Origin of the sequence: Pseudarthrobacter sp. NS4 (assembly GCF_024758005.1) — a bacterium.
In the GTDB taxonomy this organism is placed as follows: domain Bacteria; phylum Actinomycetota; class Actinomycetes; order Actinomycetales; family Micrococcaceae; genus Arthrobacter.
The window spans coordinates 931,066-954,757 of sequence record NZ_CP103288.1 but is presented as its reverse complement, the minus strand read 5'-3'; the positions used below and the strand labels follow the sequence as shown (position 1 = coordinate 954,757).

The following is a 23,692-nucleotide window of genomic DNA, read 5'->3' as shown; positions in this document are numbered from 1 at the left end:
TCAGTTCTCTATCGACAGAATTGGCATGGCCTGGGTATAGGGCGACGAAGGGTTGGAAGCCGCTGACCGTACGCGCAGCCAGAAGAAATCGTGGCTGCCCAGGGTCAGCGTGAGCGTTCCGTCGTCGTTGATTCCGGGGAAAGTCTGTCCGCCGAAGACGTCACGGAGCCCTCGTCCGGCGTATTGCGGAACGCGGAGCCTGGCGGCCACCGGATGCTGCGAGAGGTTGAACGCGCACAGGATGGTTTCTGCAGCCGCCCCGGCGGCGTTGTCGGGCGGCAGTTCCCGAAGGTAGGCGAGGACGGCGTCGTGGTCGGCTTCCACGTGCTTGAACCCGCCAAGGCCGAAGGCCGGGTGGTTTTTTCGGACGCTGAGGATCTGCCGGGTCCAGCGCAGCAGGGACCCGGAGTGCGAGGACTCGGCCTCCACATTCGCCATGCTGTAGTTGTACACCAGCGACTGGATCGGGGGCAGGTAGAGCTTGCCCGGATCAGCGTGGGAGAAGCCTGCGTTGCGGTCCGGGTTCCACTGCATGGGGGTGCGGACGGCGTCACGGTCCTCCAGCCAGATGTTGTCTCCCATGCCGATCTCGTCCCCGTAGTACAGGAAGGGGCTGCCGGGAAGGGACAGGAGCAGCGCGTTGATCAGTTCGATCTCCGCCCGCGAGTTGTCCAGCAGCGGCGCCAGCCGGCGCCGGATGCCGATGTTGGCGCGCATCCGGGGGTCCGGCGCATACCAGCCCAGCATCGCCGCCCGCTCGTCGGCCGTGACCATTTCGAGGGTCAGTTCGTCGTGGTTGCGGAGGAAGGTCCCCCACTGCGCGCCTTCCGGAATGTCGGGAGTGTCCTGCATGGTCTCGATGATGGGCGCGGCCTTCTGGTCCCTGAGCGCGTAGTACAGCCGCGGCATGATCGGGAAGTGGAACGCCATGTGGCATTCCGGCTCCTCGTCGGTTCCGAAATACTCCACCACTTCGTTGGGCGGCTGATTGGCTTCGGCAATGATCACGCGGCCGGGATAGCTTTCGTCCACCATGGCCCGCAGCTTCCGGAGGAACTCGTGCGTGGCCGGGAGGTTCTCGCAGTTGGTCCCCTCTTCCTCAAACAGGTAAGGGATGGCGTCCGCCCGGAAACCGTCGATGCCCTGGTCCAGCCAAAACCGCACCACGTCGAAGAGGGCCTCGATCACCTTGGGGTTTTCGAAGTTCAGGTCCGGCTGGTGGCTGAAGAACCGGTGCCAGAAAAACTGGCGCCGGATGGGGTCGAACGTCCAGTTCGATTCCTCGGTGTCCACGAAGATGATGCGGGCGTCCTGGTACTTCTCGTCCGTGTCGCTCCACACATAGAAGTCGCCGTAGGGGCCGTCGGGATCCTTGCGTGACTCCTGGAACCAGGGGTGCTGGTCCGAGGTGTGGTTCAGGGGCAGGTCGATGATTACCCGGACGCCCCGGGCATGGGCCTCCGCAACCAGGCGCTTGAAGTCGCTGATGGTGCCGAACTCGTCCAGAACGGAGTTGTAGTCGGAGATGTCGTAGCCGCCGTCCCGCAGCGGTGACTGGAAGAACGGCGGCAGCCAGAGGCAGTCCACCCCCAGCCACTGCAGGTAGTCGAGCCGGTTGATGAGTCCGGAAAAGTCTCCGGAGCCATCGCCGTTGGCATCCGCAAAAGCCCTTACGAGCACCTCGTAGAACACGGCCTTCCGGTACCACAGCGGATCATGCTGAAGACCTGGCGCATTTAGCTCAAACGTGCTCTTTGGAGTGAAATGCCGGCCGGAACTTTGAGGATTGAAACTCACTGATGCATTCTCCTCACGCTCAGGATGTGTGCGGGCTCTACATGCGGGTCGAGGCGGACGTAGTTGTATTCACCCCATTCCCAGCTGTCACCGGAAATGAGGTCGTCCACGTAGAAGCCCCCGTTGGGGGTGAGGTCCTGCGGGTCGAGCTCAAGCGCCGCCAAGTCAAGTGAAACCGTGGATTCCCTGGTTCCGTGGGGATCCACATTGACCACCACGATGAGGGTGTCCTTGGAGCCGTCAGGGAGTGTCTTGTGCTTGGAGTACACCACCGTGGCGTCGTCGGTGCTCTGGTGGACCGTCAGGTTCTGCAGGTCCTGCAGTGCCGGGTGGTCACGCCGGAGGTGGTTCAGCCGCGTGATGTACGGTGCCAGGGTACGCCCGGATTCTGCTGCGGCGTCCCAGTCACGTGCCTTGTATTCGAACTTTTCGTTGTCGATGTACTCCTCCGCGCCCGGCCGGGCCACATGCTCGTGGAGCTCATAACCGGCGTAAACGCCCCAGAGCGGGCTGGCGGTGGAGGCCAGGACCGCCCGGATCCTGAAGGCAGCCGGGCCGCCGTACTGGAGGTACTCCGTCAGGATGTCCGGGGTGTTGACGAAGAAGTTCGGGCGGAAGAACGCCGAAGATTCGTGGCTGACCTCGGTGAAGTAGTCCTCGATCTCCTTTTTGGTGTTCCGCCACGTGAAGTAGGTGTAGGACTGCTGGAAGCCGGCCCTGCCAAGAGCGTGCATCATGGCCGGGCGGGTAAATGCCTCAGCAAGGAACACCACGCCGGGCACTGTTTTGTTCACTTCGGCAATCAGCCATTCCCAGAACCACACGGGCTTGGTGTGCGGGTTGTCCACGCGGAAAATCTTTACGCCGTGACTCACCCAGAGCAGGACAATACGCAGAATTTCCCGGGAAAGCCCCTCGGGATCATTATCGAAATTGAGGGGATAAATGTCCTGGTACTTCTTTGGGGGATTTTCTGCGTAGGCAATGCTGCCGTCCACGCGGGTAGTGAACCATTCCGGATGTGACGTCACCCAGGGGTGGTCCGGGGCGGCCTGCAGGGCGAGGTCCAGGGCAACTTCCAGGCCCAGCTCGTTGGCGCGCGCCACGAAGGCATCAAAGTCTTCAAATGATCCAAGGTCCGGGTGGATGGCGTCGTGGCCACCTTCCACGGCACCGATGGCCCAGGGCGAACCGGGATCGTTGGGGCCGGCCACCAACGTGTTGTTGGGCCCCTTGCGGTGCTGCACGCCGATGGGGTGGATGGGCGGCATGTACAGGACGTCGAAGCCCATGGCTGCCACAGCGTCCAGCCGCTTGGCAGCGGTGCGGAAGTTTCCGGAGGTCCACGCGCCGGTGGAGTGGTCCTTGACGGCCCCCTCGGACCGGGGGAAGAACTCGTACCAGGCGCCGCGCCCGGCGCGGTCGCGTTCCACCAGCAGGGGGTACTCTTCGGAGGCCGTCACCAGCTCGCGGATGGGCTGGCGGGCCACAATGTCAGCCACCCCGTGGCTGAATCCGGCGGCGAGGCGATCCTCCGGGCTAAGCGACTGGTCCGCCAGCCTGTCGGCGACCCAGCGCAACGTTGCCCGGTCCGCCTCGCTGCGGGATTCGTCGCCGGCCGCTTCGGAGAGCAGCGCCGCACCTTCGGCGAGCATCAGTTCAACGTCGATGCCGGCGGCAATCTTCACCTCGGCGTTGTGGTGCCAGGTGCCGTAGCGGTCGTGCCAGGCCTCGATGAGAAAGGACCAGTTGCCCGTTTCCGACGGCGTGAGGATGCCCTCCCAGCGGTCCGTTCCCATGCCCCGTTCCCCGCGCGGCGGCGAGAGCCGGACGCGCTGGCGCTCCGCACCGGACGGGTCCAGGAGCACGGCGCTGACGCCCAGCTGGTCGTGACCCTCCCGGAAAGCGGTGGCTCCGACCACGATCCCTTCGCCCGGCAGGGCTTTCGCGGGGAACTTTCCACCCTCGACGACGGGCTGCACTGCAGTGATCGGAAAACGTCCGAACCGCAGTCCGTCGGTGATGCGTCCCGCCGGCATTTTCGTTGATACGGCACTGGTTCCTGAGTTAGTCGTCACAAGCTCGACGTTAGCGAGAAATGACGAAGAATGCTAAGCCTGCTCACTAATTTCGCTGTACCGCGCCTCATTTCCTTCATGCCCTTGTCATTTACGCAAAAGAAACCTAAAGCTGGTTCCGGCCGCCCATGTTGTCCGTTAGTGTGACGCAGGTGAAGGCAATCCGCAGGTTTACGGTCCGTACAGTCCTCCCCGAACCCATCCGGCCACTGGCCCGGCTGGCAAGCAATTTGCGCTGGTCCTGGCACCGCCCCACGCGCGAACTCTTCGCCGGGCTGAATCCCCGGCTGTGGGAGGAAAGCGGGCAGGATCCCGTGGGTTTCCTGGGCCTGGTCAGCAGGGAAGAGCTCCAGCAGCTGGCCGCCAACCAGTCGGTTGTGGAGCGTGTGCGCGCCGCGGAAGAAGACCTTGACCGGTACCTTGAGGAGCCGCGCTGGTACCAGGGACTGGGTCCGGACGCCCCGGCCGCCATCGCCTACTTCTCGCCCGAGTTCGGCATTACCGAGGTCCTCCCCCAGTACTCGGGCGGCCTGGGCATCCTGGCCGGCGACCACCTGAAGGCGGCCTCGGATCTTGGGGTGCCGCTGATCGGAGTGGGGCTGCTGTACCAGGCAGGCTATTTCAAGCAGTCCCTGTCCCGGGACGCCTGGCAGCAGGAGACGTACCCCGTGCTGGACCCGGACGGCCTGCCGCTGACCCTGCTCCGCGAGCCCTCCCCTGACGGCAACGGCCGGCCCCTGCAGGTCACCCTCCCGCTTCCCAACGGACGCCGGCTGCTCGCGCACATCTGGCGCGCCGACGTCGGACGTGTTCCCCTGCTGCTCCTTGACTCCAATGTTCCGGGTAATGATGACGCCGCCCGCAGCATCACCGACCGGCTGTACGGCGGCGGCGGGGACCACCGGCTGCAGCAGGAACTGCTGCTGGGCATGGGCGGCGTCAAGGCCCTGCGCGCCTTCCAGCAGCTCACGGGCTCGCCGGCGCCGGAAGTCTTCCATACCAACGAGGGCCATGCCGGTTTCCTCGGGATCGAGCGCATCCAGGAACTCATGTCCGGGGACCAGTCCCTCACCTTCGATGAAGCCCTCGCGGCAGGCCGCGCCTCCACCGTCTTCACCACGCACACCCCGGTTCCGGCCGGCATCGACCGGTTCGAGATCTCCCAGATCAGCCACTTCTTCCACGCCGGGCTGGCGCCGGAGGTGCCTGTGGACCGGATCCTGGAACTGGGCCGCGAAAACTACGCCGAGGGAAACCCGGCCGTCTTCAACATGGCGGTGATGGGCCTGCGCCTGGCGCAGCGCGCCAACGGTGTGGCCAAGCTGCACGGCGTGGTGTCCAGGGGTATGTTCTCGGCACTGTGGCCGGGCTTCGACCACTCCGAGGTGCCCATCACGTCCGTCACCAACGGCGTGCACGTGCCCACCTGGGTGGACAGCCGCATCTCCAAGCTTGCCCGCGACCAGTTCGGCAGCGAGGCTGAGGCGAATGGCCGCTGGGACCTTGCCTACAACGTCAGCGACGCCGACGTCTGGGCGCTGCGCCGCGAGATGCGGTCCGCGCTGGTGGATGATGTCCGGCGCCGGCTGCGGGCAGCGTGGAAGAAGCGCGGCGCGGCGGATGCCGAGCTGCGGTGGACGGACAAGGTCCTGGACCCGGATATCCTGACGATCGGGTTCGCCCGCCGCGTCCCCACCTATAAGCGCCTGACCCTGATGCTGCGCGAGCCGGCGCGGCTCAAGGCGCTGCTCCTGCATAAGGAGCACCCCATCCAGCTGGTCATTGCCGGCAAGTCCCACCCGGCCGATGATGCCGGCAAGAAGATGATCCAGGACCTGGTCCGTTTCACGGACGACCCCCAGGTCCGGCACCGGATCGTGTTCCTGCCCAACTACGACATCGCGATGGCCAGGACGCTGTTCCCGGGCTGCGATGTGTGGCTGAACAACCCTCTGCGGCCCCTGGAGGCCTGCGGCACGTCCGGCATGAAGGCCGCGCTTAACGGCTCGCTGAACCTGTCCGTCCTGGACGGCTGGTGGGATGAGATGTACGACGGCGAGAACGGCTGGGCGATTCCCACCGCCAACAACGACGCCTCCCCCGAGGAGCGAGACGATATCGAAGCGGCTGCCCTGTATGAGCTGCTCGAAACCCAGGTTGCGCCGCGCTTCTATGGCAGCACGGTTTCGGAAGATGCCGGGGCCGCCGGACCTTCGACGTCAGAGGCCGAGAAGGTGCCAACGCACTGGGTGTCAATGATCAAGCACACCCTGTCCCACCTCGGCCCGGCGGTTTCGGCCGAGCGCATGCTGCGCGACTACGTGAACATCCTTTATCGTCCCGCGGCTGAAGCGGGACGCAGCGCAATCGCGAATTCCTACTCCCAGGCCCGCTCCCTTGCCTCCTGGACTGCCAAGGTGCGCTCCGCGTGGCCCCAGATCCACGTCGAGCATGTGGACTCGGTGGGCGTCTCGGAGGATCCGCAGATCGGGGACACGCTCCAGGTCAATGCCTACGTTGCCCTCAACAGCCTTGTTCCCGAGGACGTGTGGGTGGAGGTGGCCTATGGCCAGGCGGAGGAAAGCGACACCCTGACGGATATCACCCTGATGGAACTGCAGGTGAAGGAAGACCTCGGCAGCGGACGCTATTTGTTCAGCGGCTCGCTGGTCATCGACCGCTCGGGATCGTTCGGCTACACCGTCCGCGTCCTGCCGCGGCATGAGGCACTGGCTTCCAAGGCCGAGCTGGGGTTGATCGTTAACGCGTAGCGTGGCGGGCCTTGGCCCGCTCCCGGAACCGATGCAGGAGGACGTTATGACTGAACGGACAGTGGCCGATGTAATCGTGGACCGGCTCAGCACGTGGGGCGTGAACCGGGTCTTCGGTTACAGCGGGGACGGAATCAACGGCTTCATGGGGGCGCTCCGCCGGGCTGAAGGGCGCATCCAGTTCGTCCAGGCCCGGCACGAGGAGACAGCAGCGTTCATGGCCGTGGGCCACGCAAAGTACACAGGCGGGGTGGGGGTGGTGACCTCCACCCAGGGCCCCGGCGCCGTCCACCTCCTCAACGGGCTCTACGACGCAAAGCTTGACAGCGTTCCGGTGGTGGCGATCGTCGGGCAGCAAAGCCGGACCGTGCTCGGCTCGGCCTACATGCAGGAAATCGACCTGGGCGCCCTTTTCAAGGATGTTGCTTCCCAGTTCGTGCAGCTCGTAAGCACACCGGAGCAGGTGCCCATGGTCCTGGACCGGGCCTTCCGTACCGCCAAGGCGACATCATCGCCGTGCGTGGTCATTGTCCCGCATGACATCCAGTCCGCGCCCGCTCCTCAGCTGGAGCAGGAACACGGCATCGTGGTTACCGCGCCGACGTGGAGCGCCGCAGCCAAGACTCCCCGCGAGGAAGACCTGGACGCTGCCGCAGCCCTGCTGAATTCCGCGCAAAAGGTTGCCCTGCTGGTGGGCCAGGGAGCCCGTCACGCGGTCGATGACGTGGTGGCCGTGGCCGAAAAGCTTGGCGCCGGGATTGCCACCAGCCTGCTGGGCAAACCCTACGTGGATGAGAACCTGCCCTTCGCCGTGGGAACCATGGGGCATCTGGGCACCACCGCAAGCGCACACCTGCTGGGCAACTGCGATGCCCTGCTGATTGTGGGTTCGAATGATCCGTGGACCGAGTTCTATCCGCCGCCCGGAGCTGCCCGTGCCGTACAAATCGACATTGATGAGAAAAAGATCGGCAACCGCTATCCGGTCGAGGTGGGCCTGGCCGGTGACGCGGCCTCCGCGCTGAAGGCCTTGGGCAGGAAACTGGATGCCCGCCCTCCCGGCCAATGGCGGGCGGACGTGGAACAGGAAGTCGCCCGCTGGCGCGAACTGGCAGCAGAACGTGCGGCTGTACCGGCCAAACCGGTGAATCCTGAGCGGGTGGTCCGGGAGCTCAATGGCCGGCTTCCGGGGAACGCGCAGCTAAGCATCGACGTCGGCAGCTGTGTTTACTGGTATGCCCGGCAGCTGGTGCTGCCCCTGAATGTGCCGGCGCATCTTTCCGGGACCCTCGCCAGCATGGGGTGCTCCATCCCCTACGGGATTGCCGCCAAACTGGCACATCCGGACCGGCCGCTGGTGGCCCTGGCCGGGGATGGGGCCATGCAGATGGCGGGCCTTGCGGAACTGGTGACGGTTGCCCACCGGTGGCGGCAGTGGGAGGACCCCCGGTTTGTGGTGTGCGTCTTCAATAACAGGGAGCTGACGGAGGTCACCTGGGAGCAGCGCGAGTCCGAGGGCGAACCGAGGTTCGCGGACAGCCAGGAACTTCCTGATTTTCCGTTCGCGGGCTATGCGGAACTGCTGGGCCTGAGGGGTATCCGGGTGGAGGACCCGGAGCTTCTGGGTGACGCCTGGGAGCAGGCGTTCGCCGCGGACCGGCCAGTGGTGATCGAGGTCCTGACCGATCCTGAAATCCCCCTCCTGCCGCCGTTCCCGGCCGGCAAGGAAAAGGCTGACAGCATGCGCAAGGGATTGGCTGCAGAGGACGACGGCGGCAGGGCTGCGGGGCTGCTCGACACTTACGTCTCGCACGAGGAGCGTCCGGACGCCTGAGAACCAGGGCGCCGGTGCGGATCAGAGCAGCACTGCAGGGCGGATCAGAGCAGCACGGCAGTGACGGCAAGGTCCTTGCCTGCGTACTTCTCCGCGTCCTGGAGGATTTCGCAGATAATGCCGAATGACCTGTCGCTCCGGAACGGGGCAGCCACCTGCCACAGGACGGTAACCGGGGCATTGCCGTTGTCCGTGATGGCGTCCGCAAAGTCGTGAAGTGAATCATTCAGGGCGTCGAGGTTCACACCGTAGTGTTCGGGGAAGCTGAGGACCTCGCCAAAGGTTTCCAGGACCGCCCTCTTGCTGTCCGCAGGGGGGACAACCAGGCTTCGCCGTCCGGCGTCGGCCACCTGTTCCTGCAGCTCGTCCAGGGTCCAGGTATCGCCGGAGTAGATCTTCATGGGTTTGTCAGCTGCCTTCCGCTATGAACTTGAACGACCCGTAGTGGTCATCGGTGTAGTACTTGTCGCCGCCGTCACCGGCAACAATCCTGCGTGCTCCCCGGTCCGATTCCCCGGGAGTGGGCACCGTGTACTCGCGGTAGTAGCCCCTGTCCTGCCTGGGCAGGATGCGCTCAAAGTTGCCGAAGGTCTGGTCGTCCTGGCTGTACCGGTACGGGCCGCCGGCCCGGATGAGAGCCAGCGTCCTGCGCCCTTCGGGCGGCAGTTCCGATTCCGGGATCGATGGGAGCCCTGAAGGGTTTTCGGCTGCAGGTGCCGGGGCTGTAGCCGCTGGCCCGGACGGCGTGGCGGCCCCCGGTGCTGCCGTTGCGCCGGAAGTGGCCTCCGGCGTCGTGGTTTCCGTCAGCTGGCCCAACAGGCCGGAGCCGCCGAAAACAACCAGCGCCAGCATAATGAGCGCGCTCAGCAGCAAGGGCAGGATGGAGCGGTTGCGCATTCTGCTATTCCTGCCTAAGTGCGGTAGATGCTGATGGAGTTGGCCTCAACCAGGTCCCTCTCCCCCGAAGCGACAACGCCGCCTTGCCGCAGTTCGTGCAGCGGCGAGGTGGTCAGCCGCAGTTCGAACATGCGCGGGGCAGTACCTTCGGCGGTAACGCGCGGCAGGGTGACCTGCACGTCCGTGGTACTCCCGTTCACCACTACCAGCCCTGCCAGTGCGCCGTCATCGGTGCCGAGCAGGAGCTGCATCACGCGGTGCTGGGGATCATTCCAGCGCTCCATGGACATGGGCTTGCCGCACTGGTCGAACCAGTAGAGGTAGGACTGCTCGTCGCGGACCGGGAAGTCATGGGGCTGGGCGGCCAGGAACTCCTTGCGGAGGCGGATGTACCGCTTGGTACTGCGCAGCATTTCGTGGGATTCCGGCGTCCGGGTCCAGTCCACCCAGGTGATGGCATTGTCCTGGCAGTAGGCGTTGTTGTTCCCCTGCTGGGTCCGGGCCAGTTCATCACCGGCGGTGATCATGGGGACGCCCAGCGAAATCATCAGCGACGCCATCAGGTTGCGGCGGGATTGTGCACGGCTGGCCAGGATGTCGCCATCTTCGGTGGGCCCCTCCACGCCGTGGTTGTAGCTTCGGTTGTCACCGTGGCCGTCCCGGTTCTGCTCACCGTTGTCCTCGTTGTGCTTCCGGTCAAAGGAAACGAGGTCGTTCAGGGTGAACCCGTCATGGGAAGTGATGTAGTTGAGCGAGGCCAGCCGGGAGCGCCCGGAGGCCTGGAAGAGGGCGGCCGAGCCGGACAGCGAGTCGGCGAGTTTTGCCACGGACCCACCCTGGCCGCCGCTTTCGAGGGCTGCACGGTCTGCCAGCCAGAATGAGCGGAGGGAGTCGCGGAAGTGGTCGTTCCAGTCAACCCAGCCGCCCGGAAACCGCCCGGTCTGCCAGCCGCCGTAACCCACGTCCCACGGCTCGGCAATCAGTTTCACATCCGACAGGACCGGATCCGCCGCGAGGGCCACCAGGAACGGATGCCGGGGATCGAACTCGTTGGCCGCGTTCCGGCACAGCGTCACAGCCAGGTCAAAGCGGAACCCGTCAATGTGGAACTCGTCAACCCAGTAACGCAGGGAATCCAGGACCATCTGGACCACCCGCGGCTCACCAAAGTTCAGGCTGTTTCCGCACCCGGTGGTGTCCAGGTACTTGCCGTGTCCATCGGTCCGGTAGTAGGTCTCCTCCCCCAGCCCGCGGAAGCTCACCGTATGGCCGTGAGGACCGCCTTCGGCAGTGTGGTTGTAGACGACGTCCAGGATGACTTCCAACCCCGCGGCGTGCAGGACCTTGACCATTCCCTTGAACTCGTCCTGCACAGCCTCCGGGCCCGCCGTCTGGGCCGTACGGGTGGCGTAAGCAGGGTGCGGCGCGAAGAAGGCGGCGGTGTTGTAGCCCCAGTAGTTGGTCAGTCCGAGGTCCTGCAGGTGCGGTTCATCGAGGTGGAAATGCACTGGCAACAGCTGCACGGACGTGACACCCAGGGCCTTGAGGTGTTCGACGATGGCGGGGTGGGCCATCCCGGCATAGGTGCCGCGGAGCTCTTCGGGCACGTCCGGGTGGAGCATGCTCTGCCCGCGCACGTGGGTCTCGTAGATGATGGTGTTGCGCCACTGAAGCCGCAGGCGTTCATCCCTGCCCCAGTCGAAATCGCTGGCCATCCGAACGCTGGTGAGGAACCCGTCGCGCTGGTCCACGGCGCGCCCGTAGGGGTCGAGCAGCAGCGGCTGGCCGCCGTCGTCGTCAATGTCCTTGGTGGGCACGGCAAGGGGGAAGGCTTGCTCCGGGGCCGCCGGGCGGAAACCGTACCGTGAGCCGTAGGGCAGGTCCTCCACGATGCCGTGATGGACGCCGTGGGTGACGTTGGGCAGCGCCTGGACGCGCCAGTCCCCGCCGGGGGCGATGTAGACGATTTCCAGGGTGGGCACACCCGGGGCGTAACAGGCCACGTTGGCCCGTCCCCCGGCCGCGTGGCGGGTACCGCCGGAATCCACGCGCGGAACGCTCACACCGAGGGGGACAGCCCTGGAGGCGTCCATGGTGGAAGCGGTGTCGAAGAGCGGCATGACCATCACCTAAATATTAGCCGCCAGCGGCACATGACCTGCCCGGACGCAAGGATAACGTCGGGTAAATACCCGCTGGTTTGCGGGACTTGTGGAAACTATGTGGTGGCGCGCTGGCGCGAGACCTCATACAGGGAGATGCCCACCGCCATGGAGGCGTTCAGGGATTCCATTGCCGAGTCGATGGGGATCGAAACAATCTGATCGCAGTTTTCGCGGACCAGGCGGCTCAGGCCCTTGCCCTCTGAACCCACCACGATGCATACGGGTTCCGTGGCAAGTGTGAGGTCCGGCAACGAAACGTCCCCGTCGCCGTCCAGTCCCAGGACAAAAATGCCCATGTTCTTGAACTGCTTCAGGGCGCTGTTGAGGTTGGAGGCCCGTGCCACGGGGACGCGGACAGCTGCACCGGCACTCGTCTTCCATGCCGACGCCGTGACACCCACGGAGCGGCGTTCAGGGACGATGACGCCGTGGCCGCTAAAGGCGGACACTGAACGGATAATGGCGCCAAGGTTGCGGGGATCGGTGATGCCGTCGAGGGCGACGAACAGCGGTGCGTTGCCGATATGCCCCTTCTTCCACTTATCGACCGTTTCTTCTGCCAGTTCGTAGGCGTCCGCGTAGTCATAGGGCGGGATCTGCAGGACAAGACCCTGGTGGATGGCGTCATCGGTCATCCGGTCCAGTTCGGGCTTGCCGGTTTCCAGCAGCGGGATGCCACGCTCGGCCGCGAGCTTCAGGGATTCCTTGACCCGGTCGTCCATCTCGATCCGGATGGCGATGTGCAGCGCCTTGGCGGGGATGCCGGCGCGGAGTGCCTCCACTACGGAGTTACGGCCGGTAACCACTTCCTCGGTGGCGCGCCCCTTGGGACCGGATTTCGCTGCTCCGGCGCTGCGGGCACCGGTGCCGCGCTTGGCGGCAGACCGCTCAGCGAGCTGCTTGGACTTGTGCGCCTTGTGGTACGGCCGGTCCTCTGCCTTGGGCGTAGGACCCTTGCCCTCGAGGGCCTTGCGGCCATGGCCACCGGTTCCGATGGTTGGGCCCTTCTTCGCTTTAACCGATCGGCGACCATTGTTGGCCATGATGTTCCACCCTTGATTGTGTTGACTGAATCTGCATACCAGTCTACTGACCGAAGAAAAATCGGCTCACCACGTGGAAAAGCACGGCGGACAGCGCTTGGAGGTCAGTCGCGTTTCAGGCTCCAGGTGGCCCCGTCCGGCCCGTCCTCGACCACCACGCCGGCTTCCTTGAGGGTGTCGCGGATTGCGTCCGAGGCAGCCCAGTCCTTATTGGCACGTGCTTCAGCCCTGGCCGCAAGCTGCGCCTGGACCAGGACCTCCAGGGCGGCCGCCTCGCGGGAGTCGCCCGCCGGACCCGACGCCACATCGTTCAGGCCGAGCACCCGCAGCATGTCGTGCACCTGGTGCAGCGCCTCGCGGGCGTCCTCCAGCCGCCCCTCCGTCAGCGCCGTGTTGCCGGCCCGGACAGTTTCGTGGAGCACGGCCAGGGCCTGGGGCACGTTCAGGTCATCGTCCATCGCGCGTTCGAATGCACCGGGCACCTTCCCGTAGGCAAAACCGCTGGTCCCGTCACCGGCAAGGGCACGGACGGCGCGGTTGATGAAGCCTTCAATGCGTTCGACGGCGGCAGCGGCCTCCTGCAGCGACGTGGGCCGGTAGTCCAGTACCGAGCGGTAGTGTGCCTGGCCCAGGTAGTAGCGGACCACCCGGGGCGGGGCCAGTTCCAGCATCTCGGCCGGGCTGATGGTGTTGCCGATGGACTTGGACATCTTTTCGCCCTCGTAGGTCACCATCCCGTTGTGCATCCAGAAGTTGGCAAATGGATGCCCTGCCGCCCGCGACTGCGCCATTTCGTTCTCGTGGTGCGGGAACCGCAGGTCCAGTCCGCCGCCGTGGATGTCAAACTCGGTACCCAGATATTTGGTGACCATGGCAGAGCATTCCAGGTGCCATCCGGGCCGGCCGGCGCCCCAGGGGGAAGCCCAGCTGGCGGTGGCGGGTTCGCCCTCCTTGGAGCCCTTCCACAGCGCGAAGTCGCGGGGGTCCTTCTTCCCGCGGGGGTCGGCGTCGGGGGCTGCCTGCATGTCATCGATGTTCTGCCGGGTGAGAGCGCCGTACTTGCTCCAGGAGCGCACGTCGAAATACACATCCCCTGATTCATCCAGTGCGGGGTAGGCATGCCCACGGTCTATCAGCTGCTGGATCAGGGCATGCATTTCCGGGATGTGCCCGGTGGCGCGTGGCTCGTAGGTGGGGCGGGAAACACCCAGGATGTCGTAGGCCTTCAGGAACTCCTGCTCGAAGCGGTACGCCAGAGCCCACCATTCCTCTCCTGCCACTTCGCCGGGACCGCCGCCGAAATCCGGACTGAAGGACTCCGCCGACTTAGCCAGGATCTTGTCGTCAATGTCGGTGACGTTGCGGACCACGGTGACGCGGTGGCCGCGGTACTCCAGCCAGCGGGTGAGCTGGTCAAAGGCGATGGCGGAGCGGATATGGCCCACATGGGGCATGCCCTGCACTGTGGCCCCGCAATAGTAGAGGCTTGCCCTTCCCGCTATGAGGGGGACGAAGTTCCGGACTTCGGCGGAGGCAGTGTCATAGAAGCGCAGGGTCACCGCTCCAGATTAGCCGATGCCGCTGGAGGGCCGCGGGTACACCAGCGCGGTGGCGACTGCGGAGATGCCTTCACCGCGTCCCGGAAACCCCAGGCCGTCGCTGGTGGTTGCGGTGACGCTGACAGGGGCATCTGCCGCGTCGCTCAGGACCTGCTGCGATTCCTCGCGGCGGGGGCCGAACTTGGGCCGGTTCGCTACGAACTGGACTGCCACGTTGCCGATCTCGAAGCCGGCAGCCCGGACGATGCGTGCAGCTTCGGCCAGGAGGGTCACTCCGGAAGCCCCGGCGAATTCAGGCCTGTCCGTGCCGAAGTGGGTGCCCAGGTCGCCGATTCCGGCCGCTGAGAACAGGGCGTCGGCGGCGGCGTGGGCCACCGGGTCACCGTCCGAGTGCCCGGAGAGTCCGCGCTCCCCCGGCCACAGGATTCCGCCCAGCCACAAGGGGCGTGACGCATCCTCGGAGGCGTAGGCGTGGACATCCAGGCCTATTCCGGTACGGGGGACGATCATTTGGATATTCTCCATGCCTAACCCTCCACCCATCGGACGCCCAGCGGGCCTTCCAGCAGTCCTTCGGCCAGGATCAGGTCCAGCGGAGTGGTGATCTTCAGGGACTGGGTGGAGCCGCGCACCACGTGGACCGGGGTGCCGGTCATCTCAACGAGCATCGCGTCATCGGTGACCGCTGCTGCCTGCCGGGAGTCCAGGCTTTGGGCTGCCTCGTGGGCCCGCTGCAGTGTACCGAAGTGGAATCCCTGGGGCGTCTGCACCGCACGCAGGGCCTCGCGGGGCGCGGTGCCGGTAACAACCTCCGGCGCCAGCGCGCTGCCGTCACCCGATGTGGCCGCCACCGTCTTGACCGTGTCCACGACAGGAATGGCAGGAATAACGGCTTCAGCGCCTGCTGCGAGGGCGTCAGCGACGCGGTGGAATACAGACTCCGGAGTCAGGGCGCGGGCGGCGTCGTGCACCATGACGGCCTCAATGCCGTCCATCAGGGCACCCAGCCCGGCCCGGACTGAGTCAGCGCGGGTGGCACCGCCATCGACGATGGTCAGGAGCGGGCCGCCGTCGGCAAGTTCTTCCCGGAAGTCCTCACAAAGCCGCCGCAGGCCGTCGTCGCCTGCGGGCAGGGCAACGCAGACCTGGCTGCCGATTCCGGCCGCGACGATGCCCCGCAGGGCATGCATCAGCATCGGTTCTCCACCCAGCGGCACTGCAGCCTTGGGCATGCCGTAACCGAGTCGTTGCCCGGAACCTGCGGCCACCAGGATCACCGCGGTGACCAGGCGGTTAGCTGTATCGCTCATGCGGACTAGCCTACGTCCCTGCGGGCTGCCATGCCTGAAACAATCCATGCCGGGAGTCGGAGCCCGAAGTTTCAGGGCAAAAAGAAGCCCCGGCGGCACTTTCGTGCCGCCGGGGTTCAATTCTTAGGAAGCCAGGACCTCGTCGAGAACGCTTGCCGCCTTCTCTTCGTCGGTCTTCTCAGCCAGCGCCAGTTCTGAAATCAGAATCTGCCGGGCCTTGGCCAGCATTCGCTTCTCGCCTGCGGAAAGGCCCCGGTCGTGATCCCGGCGCCAGAGGTCCCGAACGACCTCTGCTACCTTGATGACGTCACCGGAAGCAAGCTTCTCCAGATTTGCCTTGTACCTGCGTGACCAGTTGGTGGGCTCTTCGGTGAACTCGGCGCGGAGCACATCAAACACGTGCTCCAGGCCTTCCTTGCCCACTACGTCCCGGACCCCAACAAGGTCAACGTTTTCTGCTGGAACTTCAATGGTCAGATCACCCTGAGCCACCTTGAGCTTGAGATACATTTTCTCTTCGCCCTTGATGGTGCGCATCTTGATTTCTTCAATCTTCGCAGCACCGTGGTGAGGGTAAACTACTGTCTCGCCGACCTCAAATACCATGTGGACATTTCCCCTTTCCCGCAGACCAGTTTATCACGATTCAGGCATATGACCGGCCGCTGAAAGGGCCCGGAACCGCGGAAATACGCGGAAAATAGGCCAAATCAACCCCTTGGGACCCCTTGACGGATGCGGATAATAGTGCATCGACAGAGCGCTGCCAAGGGTGATGTGACGGCGCCGAATCCTCGTTTAGGGGCCTTTGCGGATAGGCTATGCCTGAATAATCTTTCAAAACTCTCGAGGAGTACGTGACGTGCGTTTCACTGCGATGAACCGGGCCCAGCGCGCCAAAGTGGCACTGACGGCTGCCGCCCTCGGCGTCGGATTGCTGACGTCAGGCTGCGGGTACATCAATTCCCAGCAGACAGCCGAGCAGTACCAGTCGTCAGACGGCATCATCACCGACCTCGGCCCGCTGCAGCTCCGGAATATGCTCATCATCTCCGCGGGCGAGGACCAGCCGGGCCGCCTGCTCGGTGCTGTTTACAACACTTCAGCCGAGGATGTGAAGCTCACGGTCAACGGCGCCGAAGGCTCGCAGACCGAAGTTCCGGTCAAAGCCAACTCCTACACGCTGCTGAACGACAGCTCGGACGAAGCCATCCTGAGCACCACCGGCGGTATCCCCGGCTCACTGGTTGACCTGGAGATCACCGAAGACGGCACCAACGCCAGCAACACCGTCAGGGTCCCGGTTTTGGACACCACGCTGGAAGAGTACAAGGAATACCTGCCCGCAGGCAGCACCCCGTCGCCGACTTCGGCTACTCCCTCGCCGTCGGCTTCCGAACTCGGCGGCGGCAACCACTAGGCTGCAGGCCCGGAAAAAGGGTTTGACATAAAGGGAGGGGCCGGTCGGCCCCTCCCTTTATGTTTTGCCTTCTTGACCTGGGCCGCCCCTCTACGGCTCGAACTTGTATCCGAGGCCGCGCACGGTAACGAGGTACCTGGGCGCCGAGGGATCGGGCTCGATCTTGCCGCGGAGCCGCTTCACATGGACATCCAGGGTCTTGGTGTCGCCCACGTAGTCCGAGCCCCAGACACGGTCAATGAGCTGGCCGCGGGTCAACACCCGTCCGGAGTTGCGCAGGAGCATTTCGAGGAGCTCGAACTCCTTGAGGGGAAGCAGCACCTGCTCCCCGTCCACGCTCACCACGTGCCGCTCGATGTCCATCCGGACCGGACCGGCCTGGACCGTGGAGGAGATCAACTCCTCCGGCTCACCCTGGCGCCGCAGCACTGCCCGGACCCGGGCCACCAGTTCGCGGGACGAATAAGGCTTCGTGACATAATCGTCGGCTCCCAGCTCCAGGCCCACCACTTTGTCGATCTCGGAGTCCTTGGCGGTCAGCATGATGACCGGAACGCTGGACCGCTGGCGGAGCTGGCGGCACACTTCGGTTCCGGAAAGTCCGGGCAACTGGAGGTCCAGCAGCACCAGGTCCGCGCCGTTCCGGTCGAATTCGGTGATGGCGTCCAGGCCGTTGTCCACGACCTCCACCTCGAACCCTTCCTTGCCCAGCAAATAGGACAAGGGATCGCTGAACGACTCCTCGTCCTCCACAATCAGAATCCTGCTCAAGCGCTAGCTCCTCGTTCTTTCGCGCCGGCGGCGCGGGGTATCTGGGTGACAGTTGGCTGACCGGTTCCCTGCCCTGCCCGGCCCGGCGCAGGGGCCGCAGCAGGCGGAAGCTCCTCGTCGCCGTCGTTCCCCTCCATCTCCGGAAGGCGGAGGGTGAACGTGGACCCCTGGCCGGGCTGGGACCACAGGGTCACCTCGCCGCCGTGGTTTGATGCCACATGCTTGACGATGCTCAAGCCCAGGCCGGTGCCTCCGGTATGGCGGGAACGGGCGGAATCCACCCGGTAAAAGCGTTCAAAGACGCGCTCCTGGTCCTCAGCGCTGAGCCCTTCGCCCTGGTCCGTCACGGAGATCGAGACCAGGCCTTCCCGGGAACGGACCCCGATGCCCACACGCGTGTTTGCCGGGGAATAGCGGATCGCATTGTCAATGAGGTTGCGCAGCGCCGTGACCAGCAGGTCCTGGTCGCCGAAGACCTTACCCTCTGTCCGGCCACCCACAACAATGGTGATGTTCTTGCTTTCCGCGGGCAGCTGCGACCGGTCCACGGCCTCCGCGATGACGGCATTGATGTCTACCGGGCGGCCCTCCTGGGCCACGCTGGCGCCCTGCAGCCGGGAGAGTTCGATGATGTCCTGCACCAGGGCGGCGAGGCGGCCGGATTCCTTGTGCATGCGCTTCGCAAAGCGGCGGACAGCCAGTTCGTCATCCGCGGATGATTCCAGGGCCTCGGCGAGCAGGGAAATGGCTCCCACCGGTGTCTTCAGTTCATGCGAGACGTTGGCGACGAAGTCGTTCCGGATCTCCTCAGTGCGCGTGATCTCCGTACGGTCGTCCGCGAGCAGGAGAATGTATTCCTCACCGAGCATCGCTGCCCGGACCTGGACAATGATGGTCCCCTGCCCCAGCGGACCGCGCGGCAGCTCCAGCTGCTTTTCCAGGATGACGCCGTCGCGCCGGACTCCGGCCGTCATATCCAGCAGTTCCTCATGGACCACGGTATGGCCGCGGACCAGTCCGTAGGCGTAGGCGGCAGGACTCGCGCGGACCACGCCGTCCACGGCGTCCACCACAACAAAGGCGCGTCCGACGACGGCGAGCACCTCCGCGGCGCCGGGCGGCAGGGCCAGCTCCTCGGCGTCCACATCCAGAAGCCGGCGCTGCTTCTCGCTCACCCGGTAGGCGAGCACGCCAAATGTGCCAAGCGCCAGGCCGACGAGGCCTGCGACGAGACCGATGAGCATAGGATCCACAGATCCACCTTATGCTCTAGAAGAGAGCGTTCCGGCGCGTCCGGACCGCCTCGACCGACGGTTCAACTAACGTTCACCTTCAAGGGCCTAACCGTTTACCGAAGACTGGCAGAGTAGCAGGTTGGAGCTAAACGGCGACACAATTCCTGCTGCCCTGACGCGGCCCGCGGGAGTTTCAAGGAAAGGACGCCTACGTGCGTAAGGTTTTTCAGGAAGAGCTCACCCAGGTGGGTGAACAGCTGGTGGAGATCTCGCGGCTGGTCAGTGAAGCGATGGACAAGGCGACTACTTCCTTCGAAGTGGCTGACGTGGACCTCGCCCAGGACGTCATTGCGGCGGATGCCCGCATCGACTTCCTGCAGAACAGCCTTGATGAGCGGGCCATTGACATCCTGGCGCTGCAGGGTCCCGTTGCCAGCGACCTCCGCATGATCGTGGGCTCCCTGCGCATGAGTGCTTCGCTGGAGCGGATGGGCGACCTCGCCCGGCACATCGCCCAGCTGGCCCGCCTCCGGTTCCCGTCAACGGTTATTCCGGCGTCCATGACGGAGACCTTCAAGCAGATGGCCGAGCTGGACCAGGTCATCGCGGACAAGCTGACCGTCCTGCTGGAAACGCGTGACCTCGAGGTTGCAAGGGACATCCTGAAGGCAAACAGCGCCATCAATGATCTGCACCTGAGCGTCTTCAAGGCCATCGCCGCTCCGGAGTGGACCGAGTCGCCTGCCACCACCGTGGACGTGGCCCTGGCCAGCCGGTACTTCGAGCGCTTCGCAGACCACGGCGTCTCCGTGGCCCAGAAAGTCACCTACCTGGTGACCGGCGCCTGGCAGCCGAACGGCATCGAACACAGCTAGACCCTTCGGAGTAACGAACGACGACGGGCCGGTCACCTGAGGGGCGGGTTCTGGCGGTCGTTGCAACACCCGGAATTTTGGGAGTTGCAACGACCGTGTCGTCTTTAACGAAAGAAGCTGTCGGCCGGAGCAAATGCACGCCGGAGCAGAAGGATCAGTTCTTTGTTGCTTTCGACCGCGTCAAGAGCACGACTGATCGAAAAGCGCCTAAAAGCAACGCCGAGATGTCCTCGACCGCCTGCGTCAGAGCAGCCATGGATAGCGGGCCTCCGTGCCCTTCGTCCTCAATGACGATGAGTCGGCTTGAATCCCAGCCCCTGTGCCGACGCCAGGCGGTGACGACTGTGCTGCTGACATCCCGTCTGCCGTGAATGAGGTAAGCCGGGATGCCCTCTAATTCGTGAACTCGCTATCGCCGTCCTCGTGCCCCTCATCGCGGCCATTCTCGGCGGAAGCCGGCATGCACTTCCACCGCAAAGTCGCCCAGGCCGGCATCAACCACCGGACCGGCCTCAACGGCTAACCGAGCGCTGCCTCACCGGGCGACCGCCCCCCAAAAAATTCACACTCCGATCCCAGGGCCTGCCCTTCACCCTGCTGCACCAGACAGCCCGTCCCACCGCCATACCCGGGGAGCTCCACTTGCCACAGTGGCTCTCACCGGAACGCTGGCATTCGGCGGTGCCGGAATTGCCCAGGCAGCCACCACCCAGAACGCAGGCGCCATCGGCGGCCTCGTCGCCGCCGCAGTGAACGCGGACCGCACGGTAGACATCGACCAGATCCAGCTGGTCACCGTAAACGGTGACATCCTGAGCAACATCGACGTGGACGTTCCCGTCAACAACGTGCTCAACGGCATCACGGTCAACGCCCTGAACAACAACAACATCGACGTCCAGAACGTCGTGGATGTGACCGTCGTAGACAACGTGCTCGTCGTCGTCGTCGACGTCCTCTAACACGGCACCATAACGTAGGCAGCTTCCTGCTGCCACAACGAGAGAGGGCCGCCCCAACACCGGGGCGGCCCTCCTTCGCATCTTGAGGGTGTCACCGATTTGAGAAATAAGCATGCTTCCTATTAGGCTTGATGTCATCTTCTCCGCCTGTCCCCCATCAGGCGGAGCGGTTGCCAGGGAAGCCCCGCATTACCGACTCGTGGTGCGGGGCTTTTCGCTGCCTGCGCTTGTGCGGCAGCTGGGGAAGAAGGACAATGTGCCTCGGAGCGGCCCGTGCTTGCGGAGCTGTGGATAGCACGCTCTACGCGGGAGTCGAACGGAACCTCCGCGCCACCTGGACATGCCGAGGCAGCGCCGCGGGTGGCCAGAGCTGTGTCTAAAGCGCGTCCGCCATTGTGCGGTAGGACCCTCGCCGGCGAAGTGACGTTACTTTTGCGCGTCTGGCGAGGCTGATGGCGGCTGCGGGAGGAAGGGACGGTATGCCTGCAGTGTGCCGTCCAAGCCCGGAGTGGCTACTCTTCCTTCTCCTAACCGGCTGTCAGCGAGATCGGGACCCTGGAGCCGGGGATACGTCCCGGATTCGGCTGAGGTATTTCAACGGACGCCCACGCAAAACGCTCGGCTGGGATACCCCAGCCGAGCGTCTACGTGATCTACTCTTGACGAACTAACCGCCAACGGTGTTGCAACGACCCCCTGAATCCGCCAGGTGACCGGCCCGCCGTCGTTATTCTTTAGCCCTACCGCTTGCCCTGGTTGGCTACCGCCAGGATGGCCTGTTCGGCAGCTTCCGGGTCAAGGTAGGTGCCACCCGGCTTGATGGGCTGGAAGTCCTCGTCCAGTTCGTACACCAGCGGAATGCCGGTGGGGATGTTCAGGCCCGCGATGGCGTCGTCGCTGATGCCGTCCAGGTGCTTGACCAGGGCACGGAGGGAATTGCCGTGCGCCGTGACCAGGACGGTCTTACCGGCCTTCAGGTCTTCCTTGATGTCCGATTCCCAGTACGGCAGCAGGCGGACCAGCACGTCCTTCAGGCACTCGGTCCGGGGAAGGGCATCCCCGAGTCCGGCGTAGCGGGGATCGTGGGCCTGGGAAAACTTGGAGTTATCGTCCAGGGGCGGCGGCGGAGTGTCGTAGGAACGGCGCCATTCCATGAACTGCTCTTCGCCGTATTCTGCGAGGGTCTGCGCCTTGTCCTTGCCCTGGAGCGCGCCGTAGTGGCGTTCGTTCAGGCGCCAGTCGCGCTTGACCGGGATCCAACCGCGGTCGGCCTTGTCCAGGGCAATGTTGGCCGTGTTGATGGCCCGCTTCAGGAGGGACGTGTAGAGCACGTCCGGGAGAATGTCGTTCTCCACCAGGAGTTCGCCTCCGCGTGCGGCTTCCTCGCGGCCCTGGTCATTCAGGTCAACGTCCACCCAGCCGGTGAACAGGTTCTTGGCGTTCCATTCGCTGTGGCCGTGGCGCAGCAGAATCAGCTTGTAAGTCATGATTTTCATCCTAGCCGAGCGCCCTTACCACCCGCCCAGCGTTACAAGGCCGCCGGTCCGGCACGGCCATTTGCCGCTGCAAGGATAGGGTGGGTCGGTGGTGCAAAAGGCTGAACGGGTGACCGCCCCGCAGATTTCCGGCAGGAACCCGAGCGGCAGGCAGGGCAGGCCGGTGGGCAACATTACCCGCGGAACCACCAACCCCAACCGCATGCGCCGCCTCGACCGGTGGCTTACCGGACCGCAGGCTTGGCGCCTTCGCGCCGCGGCGGACCCGCTGGTGGTGGACCTCGGCTATGGGGCAACGCCCGCCACCGCCGTCGAACTTTATGATCGGCTGTCGGCCGTCCGGCCCGACGTCCAGGTCTGCGGCATCGAAATTGAACCGGAACGCGTGCGCGCAGCGCTGCCGCTCCAGCAGCCCGGCCTGACCTTCCAGGTGGGCGGTTTCGAACTCCCCGTCACGGGCCGTCCGGTCCTGGTCCGGGCATTCAACGTGCTGCGGCAATACGAGGAGGCCGACGTCGCGGGGATCTGGCGACTGGTGCAGGACCGGCTGTCCGCTAACGGACTTTTCATTGACGGTACGTGCGACGAAATCGGACGCCGGGTGACCTGGGTGGCTCTCGACGCCCACCGGCCGTTGTCGCTCAGCGTGTCCGTCCGGTTCGGAAGCTTCGATCTGCCTTCCGAGGTGGCCGAGCGGCTGCCGAAAGCCCTGATCCACCGCAACGTTCCCGGCGAGCCTGTCCATAAACTCATGCAGGCGATGGACCGGGCGTGGCTGGAATCGGCTCCCCTGGCGTCCTTTGGAAACAGGCAGCGCTGGCAGGGCATGTGCCGGTCGTTGCGCGACGCGGGCTGGCCGGTCCAGGACGGGCCTGCGCGGTGGCGGCTGGGCGAGCTGACAGTGGATTGGGAAGCGGTTGCCCCGCTCCCCTAATGGGGGAACCGCTGGTGGGGCCACGCCGGCAGGTTCCCTGGGCGGGCTTACGAGCCGAGGGAGCCGGTGTTGGGGCCACGCCGGCAGGGTTCCCTGGGCGGGCTTGCGAACCGAGGGAGCCGGTGTTGGGGCCACGCCGGCAGGGTTCCCTGGGCGAGCTTGCGAGCCGAGGGAGCCGGTGGGGATTACCAGGGTCCGTAGGGTCCCATGTTGCGGCTGCCGCCGCGGCCGGCATCCTTGACGGCAGGCCGCACGTCGGCGAGGTACACGGAAGCGGCAACAACAGCGGCCAGCCCGAAGAGGCCCAGGGTGCCGAAGATACCGCCGCCGCTGCCAAACAGTGAGATGACGCCAATCAGGGCGGCGCCGCCGGTCAGCGCCAGCCAGAACGTCTTGGTCCTTTTACCGGTTGCTTCAAAGGCGTTGGCCCGGTGCCGGGCACAGTCCGCCACAGCCCACAGCTCAAGGCCCAGTGCCACCAGGGCAAGGAGAAAGAACACCGCGTGCTCAACAGGTCGAATAATCAGTTCACCGTCCACAAGCCA

At 64.9% G+C, this 23,692-nt stretch carries 20 protein-coding genes; 6 read left to right on the top strand and 14 right to left on the bottom strand.

The window, feature by feature from the left end; translation table 11 throughout:
- Complete coding sequence (treS, locus tag NXY83_RS04560) at positions 1-1,797, bottom strand: maltose alpha-D-glucosyltransferase (RefSeq protein ID WP_258804904.1); 1,797 nt, start codon at positions 1,795-1,797, stop codon at positions 1-3.
- The gene (locus tag NXY83_RS04555; RefSeq protein ID WP_258806064.1) at positions 1,794-3,836 is read right to left on the bottom strand and encodes an alpha-1,4-glucan--maltose-1-phosphate maltosyltransferase; all 2,043 of its coding nucleotides are present in this window, start codon (positions 3,834-3,836) and stop codon (positions 1,794-1,796) included. The genes treS and NXY83_RS04555 overlap by 4 nt, the downstream gene beginning before the upstream one ends.
- 191 nt (positions 3,837-4,027) lie before the next feature.
- Between NXY83_RS04555 and glgP the strand changes: the two genes are divergently transcribed.
- Both glgP and NXY83_RS04545 read left to right on the top strand, forming a co-directional pair.
- Positions 4,028-6,646, top strand: a complete 2,619-nt coding sequence (glgP, locus tag NXY83_RS04550; RefSeq protein WP_258804903.1) for an alpha-glucan family phosphorylase — start codon at positions 4,028-4,030, stop codon at positions 6,644-6,646.
- A gap of 46 nt (positions 6,647-6,692) precedes the next feature.
- A complete protein-coding gene (locus tag NXY83_RS04545; protein WP_258804901.1) occupies positions 6,693-8,480 on the top strand; it encodes a thiamine pyrophosphate-requiring protein in 1,788 nt (595 codons plus the stop codon).
- 44 nt (positions 8,481-8,524) lie between these two features.
- Here the strand turns inward: NXY83_RS04545 and NXY83_RS04540 are convergent, their stop codons facing one another.
- From NXY83_RS04540 to NXY83_RS04505, 8 genes are all read right to left on the bottom strand, one after another.
- Complete coding sequence (locus NXY83_RS04540) at positions 8,525-8,881, bottom strand: barstar family protein (RefSeq protein WP_258804900.1); 357 nt, start codon at positions 8,879-8,881, stop codon at positions 8,525-8,527.
- Positions 8,882-8,888: 7 nt separating this feature from the next.
- On the bottom strand, positions 8,889-9,377 hold the full coding sequence (locus NXY83_RS04535) for a ribonuclease domain-containing protein (RefSeq protein WP_258804899.1): 489 nt from the start codon (positions 9,375-9,377) through the stop codon (positions 8,889-8,891).
- Positions 9,378-9,391: 14 nt separating this feature from the next.
- A complete protein-coding gene (glgX, locus tag NXY83_RS04530; protein ID WP_258804898.1) occupies positions 9,392-11,503 on the bottom strand; it encodes a glycogen debranching protein GlgX in 2,112 nt (703 codons plus the stop codon).
- A 92-nt stretch (positions 11,504-11,595) separates the two neighbouring features.
- Positions 11,596-12,585: a 23S rRNA (guanosine(2251)-2'-O)-methyltransferase RlmB gene (gene rlmB / locus NXY83_RS04525; RefSeq protein WP_258804897.1), complete on the bottom strand. Its 990-nt coding sequence runs from the start codon at positions 12,583-12,585 to the stop codon at positions 11,596-11,598.
- A gap of 104 nt (positions 12,586-12,689) precedes the next feature.
- Entirely contained in the window at positions 12,690-14,144 is a 1,455-nt protein-coding gene (cysS, locus tag NXY83_RS04520; protein WP_258804896.1) for a cysteine--tRNA ligase, read from the bottom strand.
- Between the two features lie 9 nt (positions 14,145-14,153).
- Positions 14,154-14,654: a 2-C-methyl-D-erythritol 2,4-cyclodiphosphate synthase gene (ispF, locus tag NXY83_RS04515; protein WP_258806063.1), complete on the bottom strand. Its 501-nt coding sequence runs from the start codon at positions 14,652-14,654 to the stop codon at positions 14,154-14,156.
- Between the two features lie 17 nt (positions 14,655-14,671).
- Positions 14,672-15,454, bottom strand: a complete 783-nt coding sequence (gene ispD / locus NXY83_RS04510) for a 2-C-methyl-D-erythritol 4-phosphate cytidylyltransferase (protein WP_258804895.1) — start codon at positions 15,452-15,454, stop codon at positions 14,672-14,674.
- 123 nt (positions 15,455-15,577) lie between these two features.
- Positions 15,578-16,060, bottom strand: a complete 483-nt coding sequence (locus NXY83_RS04505; protein WP_011690592.1) for a CarD family transcriptional regulator — start codon at positions 16,058-16,060, stop codon at positions 15,578-15,580.
- 271 nt (positions 16,061-16,331) lie between these two features.
- Here NXY83_RS04505 and NXY83_RS04500 point away from each other — a divergent pair, with 271 nt between their 5' ends.
- Positions 16,332-16,874: a hypothetical protein gene (locus tag NXY83_RS04500; protein ID WP_258806062.1), complete on the top strand. Its 543-nt coding sequence runs from the start codon at positions 16,332-16,334 to the stop codon at positions 16,872-16,874.
- A gap of 90 nt (positions 16,875-16,964) precedes the next feature.
- Here the strand turns inward: NXY83_RS04500 and NXY83_RS04495 are convergent, their stop codons facing one another.
- Positions 16,965-17,645 carry a response regulator transcription factor gene (locus tag NXY83_RS04495; RefSeq protein WP_079598280.1) on the bottom strand — a complete coding sequence of 227 codons (681 nt, stop codon included), beginning with the start codon at positions 17,643-17,645 and terminating at the stop codon, positions 16,965-16,967.
- Complete coding sequence (locus NXY83_RS04490; protein ID WP_258806061.1) at positions 17,642-18,889, bottom strand: sensor histidine kinase; 1,248 nt, start codon at positions 18,887-18,889, stop codon at positions 17,642-17,644. Before NXY83_RS04490 ends, NXY83_RS04495 begins: the two co-directional genes overlap by 4 nt.
- Before the next feature lie 203 nt (positions 18,890-19,092).
- Between NXY83_RS04490 and phoU the strand changes: the two genes are divergently transcribed.
- Entirely contained in the window at positions 19,093-19,755 is a 663-nt protein-coding gene (gene phoU, locus NXY83_RS04485) for a phosphate signaling complex protein PhoU (protein ID WP_258804890.1), read from the top strand.
- Between the two features lie 650 nt (positions 19,756-20,405).
- Positions 20,406-20,717 (top strand): hypothetical protein, encoded by a 312-nt coding sequence (locus NXY83_RS04480; RefSeq protein ID WP_258804889.1) that lies wholly within the window; start codon positions 20,406-20,408, stop codon positions 20,715-20,717.
- Positions 20,718-21,457: 740 nt separating this feature from the next.
- On the opposite strand, the gene NXY83_RS04475 is transcribed toward NXY83_RS04480, so the two are convergent.
- The gene (locus NXY83_RS04475; RefSeq protein WP_258804888.1) at positions 21,458-22,204 is read right to left on the bottom strand and encodes a phosphoglyceromutase; all 747 of its coding nucleotides are present in this window, start codon (positions 22,202-22,204) and stop codon (positions 21,458-21,460) included.
- Between the two features lie 97 nt (positions 22,205-22,301).
- Here NXY83_RS04475 and NXY83_RS04470 point away from each other — a divergent pair, with 97 nt between their 5' ends.
- A complete protein-coding gene (locus tag NXY83_RS04470) occupies positions 22,302-23,147 on the top strand; it encodes a class I SAM-dependent methyltransferase (protein ID WP_397427560.1) in 846 nt (281 codons plus the stop codon).
- Between the two features lie 185 nt (positions 23,148-23,332).
- Here NXY83_RS04470 and NXY83_RS04465 read toward each other — a convergent pair whose 3' ends face one another.
- Positions 23,333-23,686, bottom strand: coding sequence for a DUF2516 family protein (locus tag NXY83_RS04465; RefSeq protein ID WP_258804886.1), 354 nt, complete (start codon positions 23,684-23,686; stop codon positions 23,333-23,335).
- Positions 23,687-23,692 lie beyond the last annotated feature (6 nt).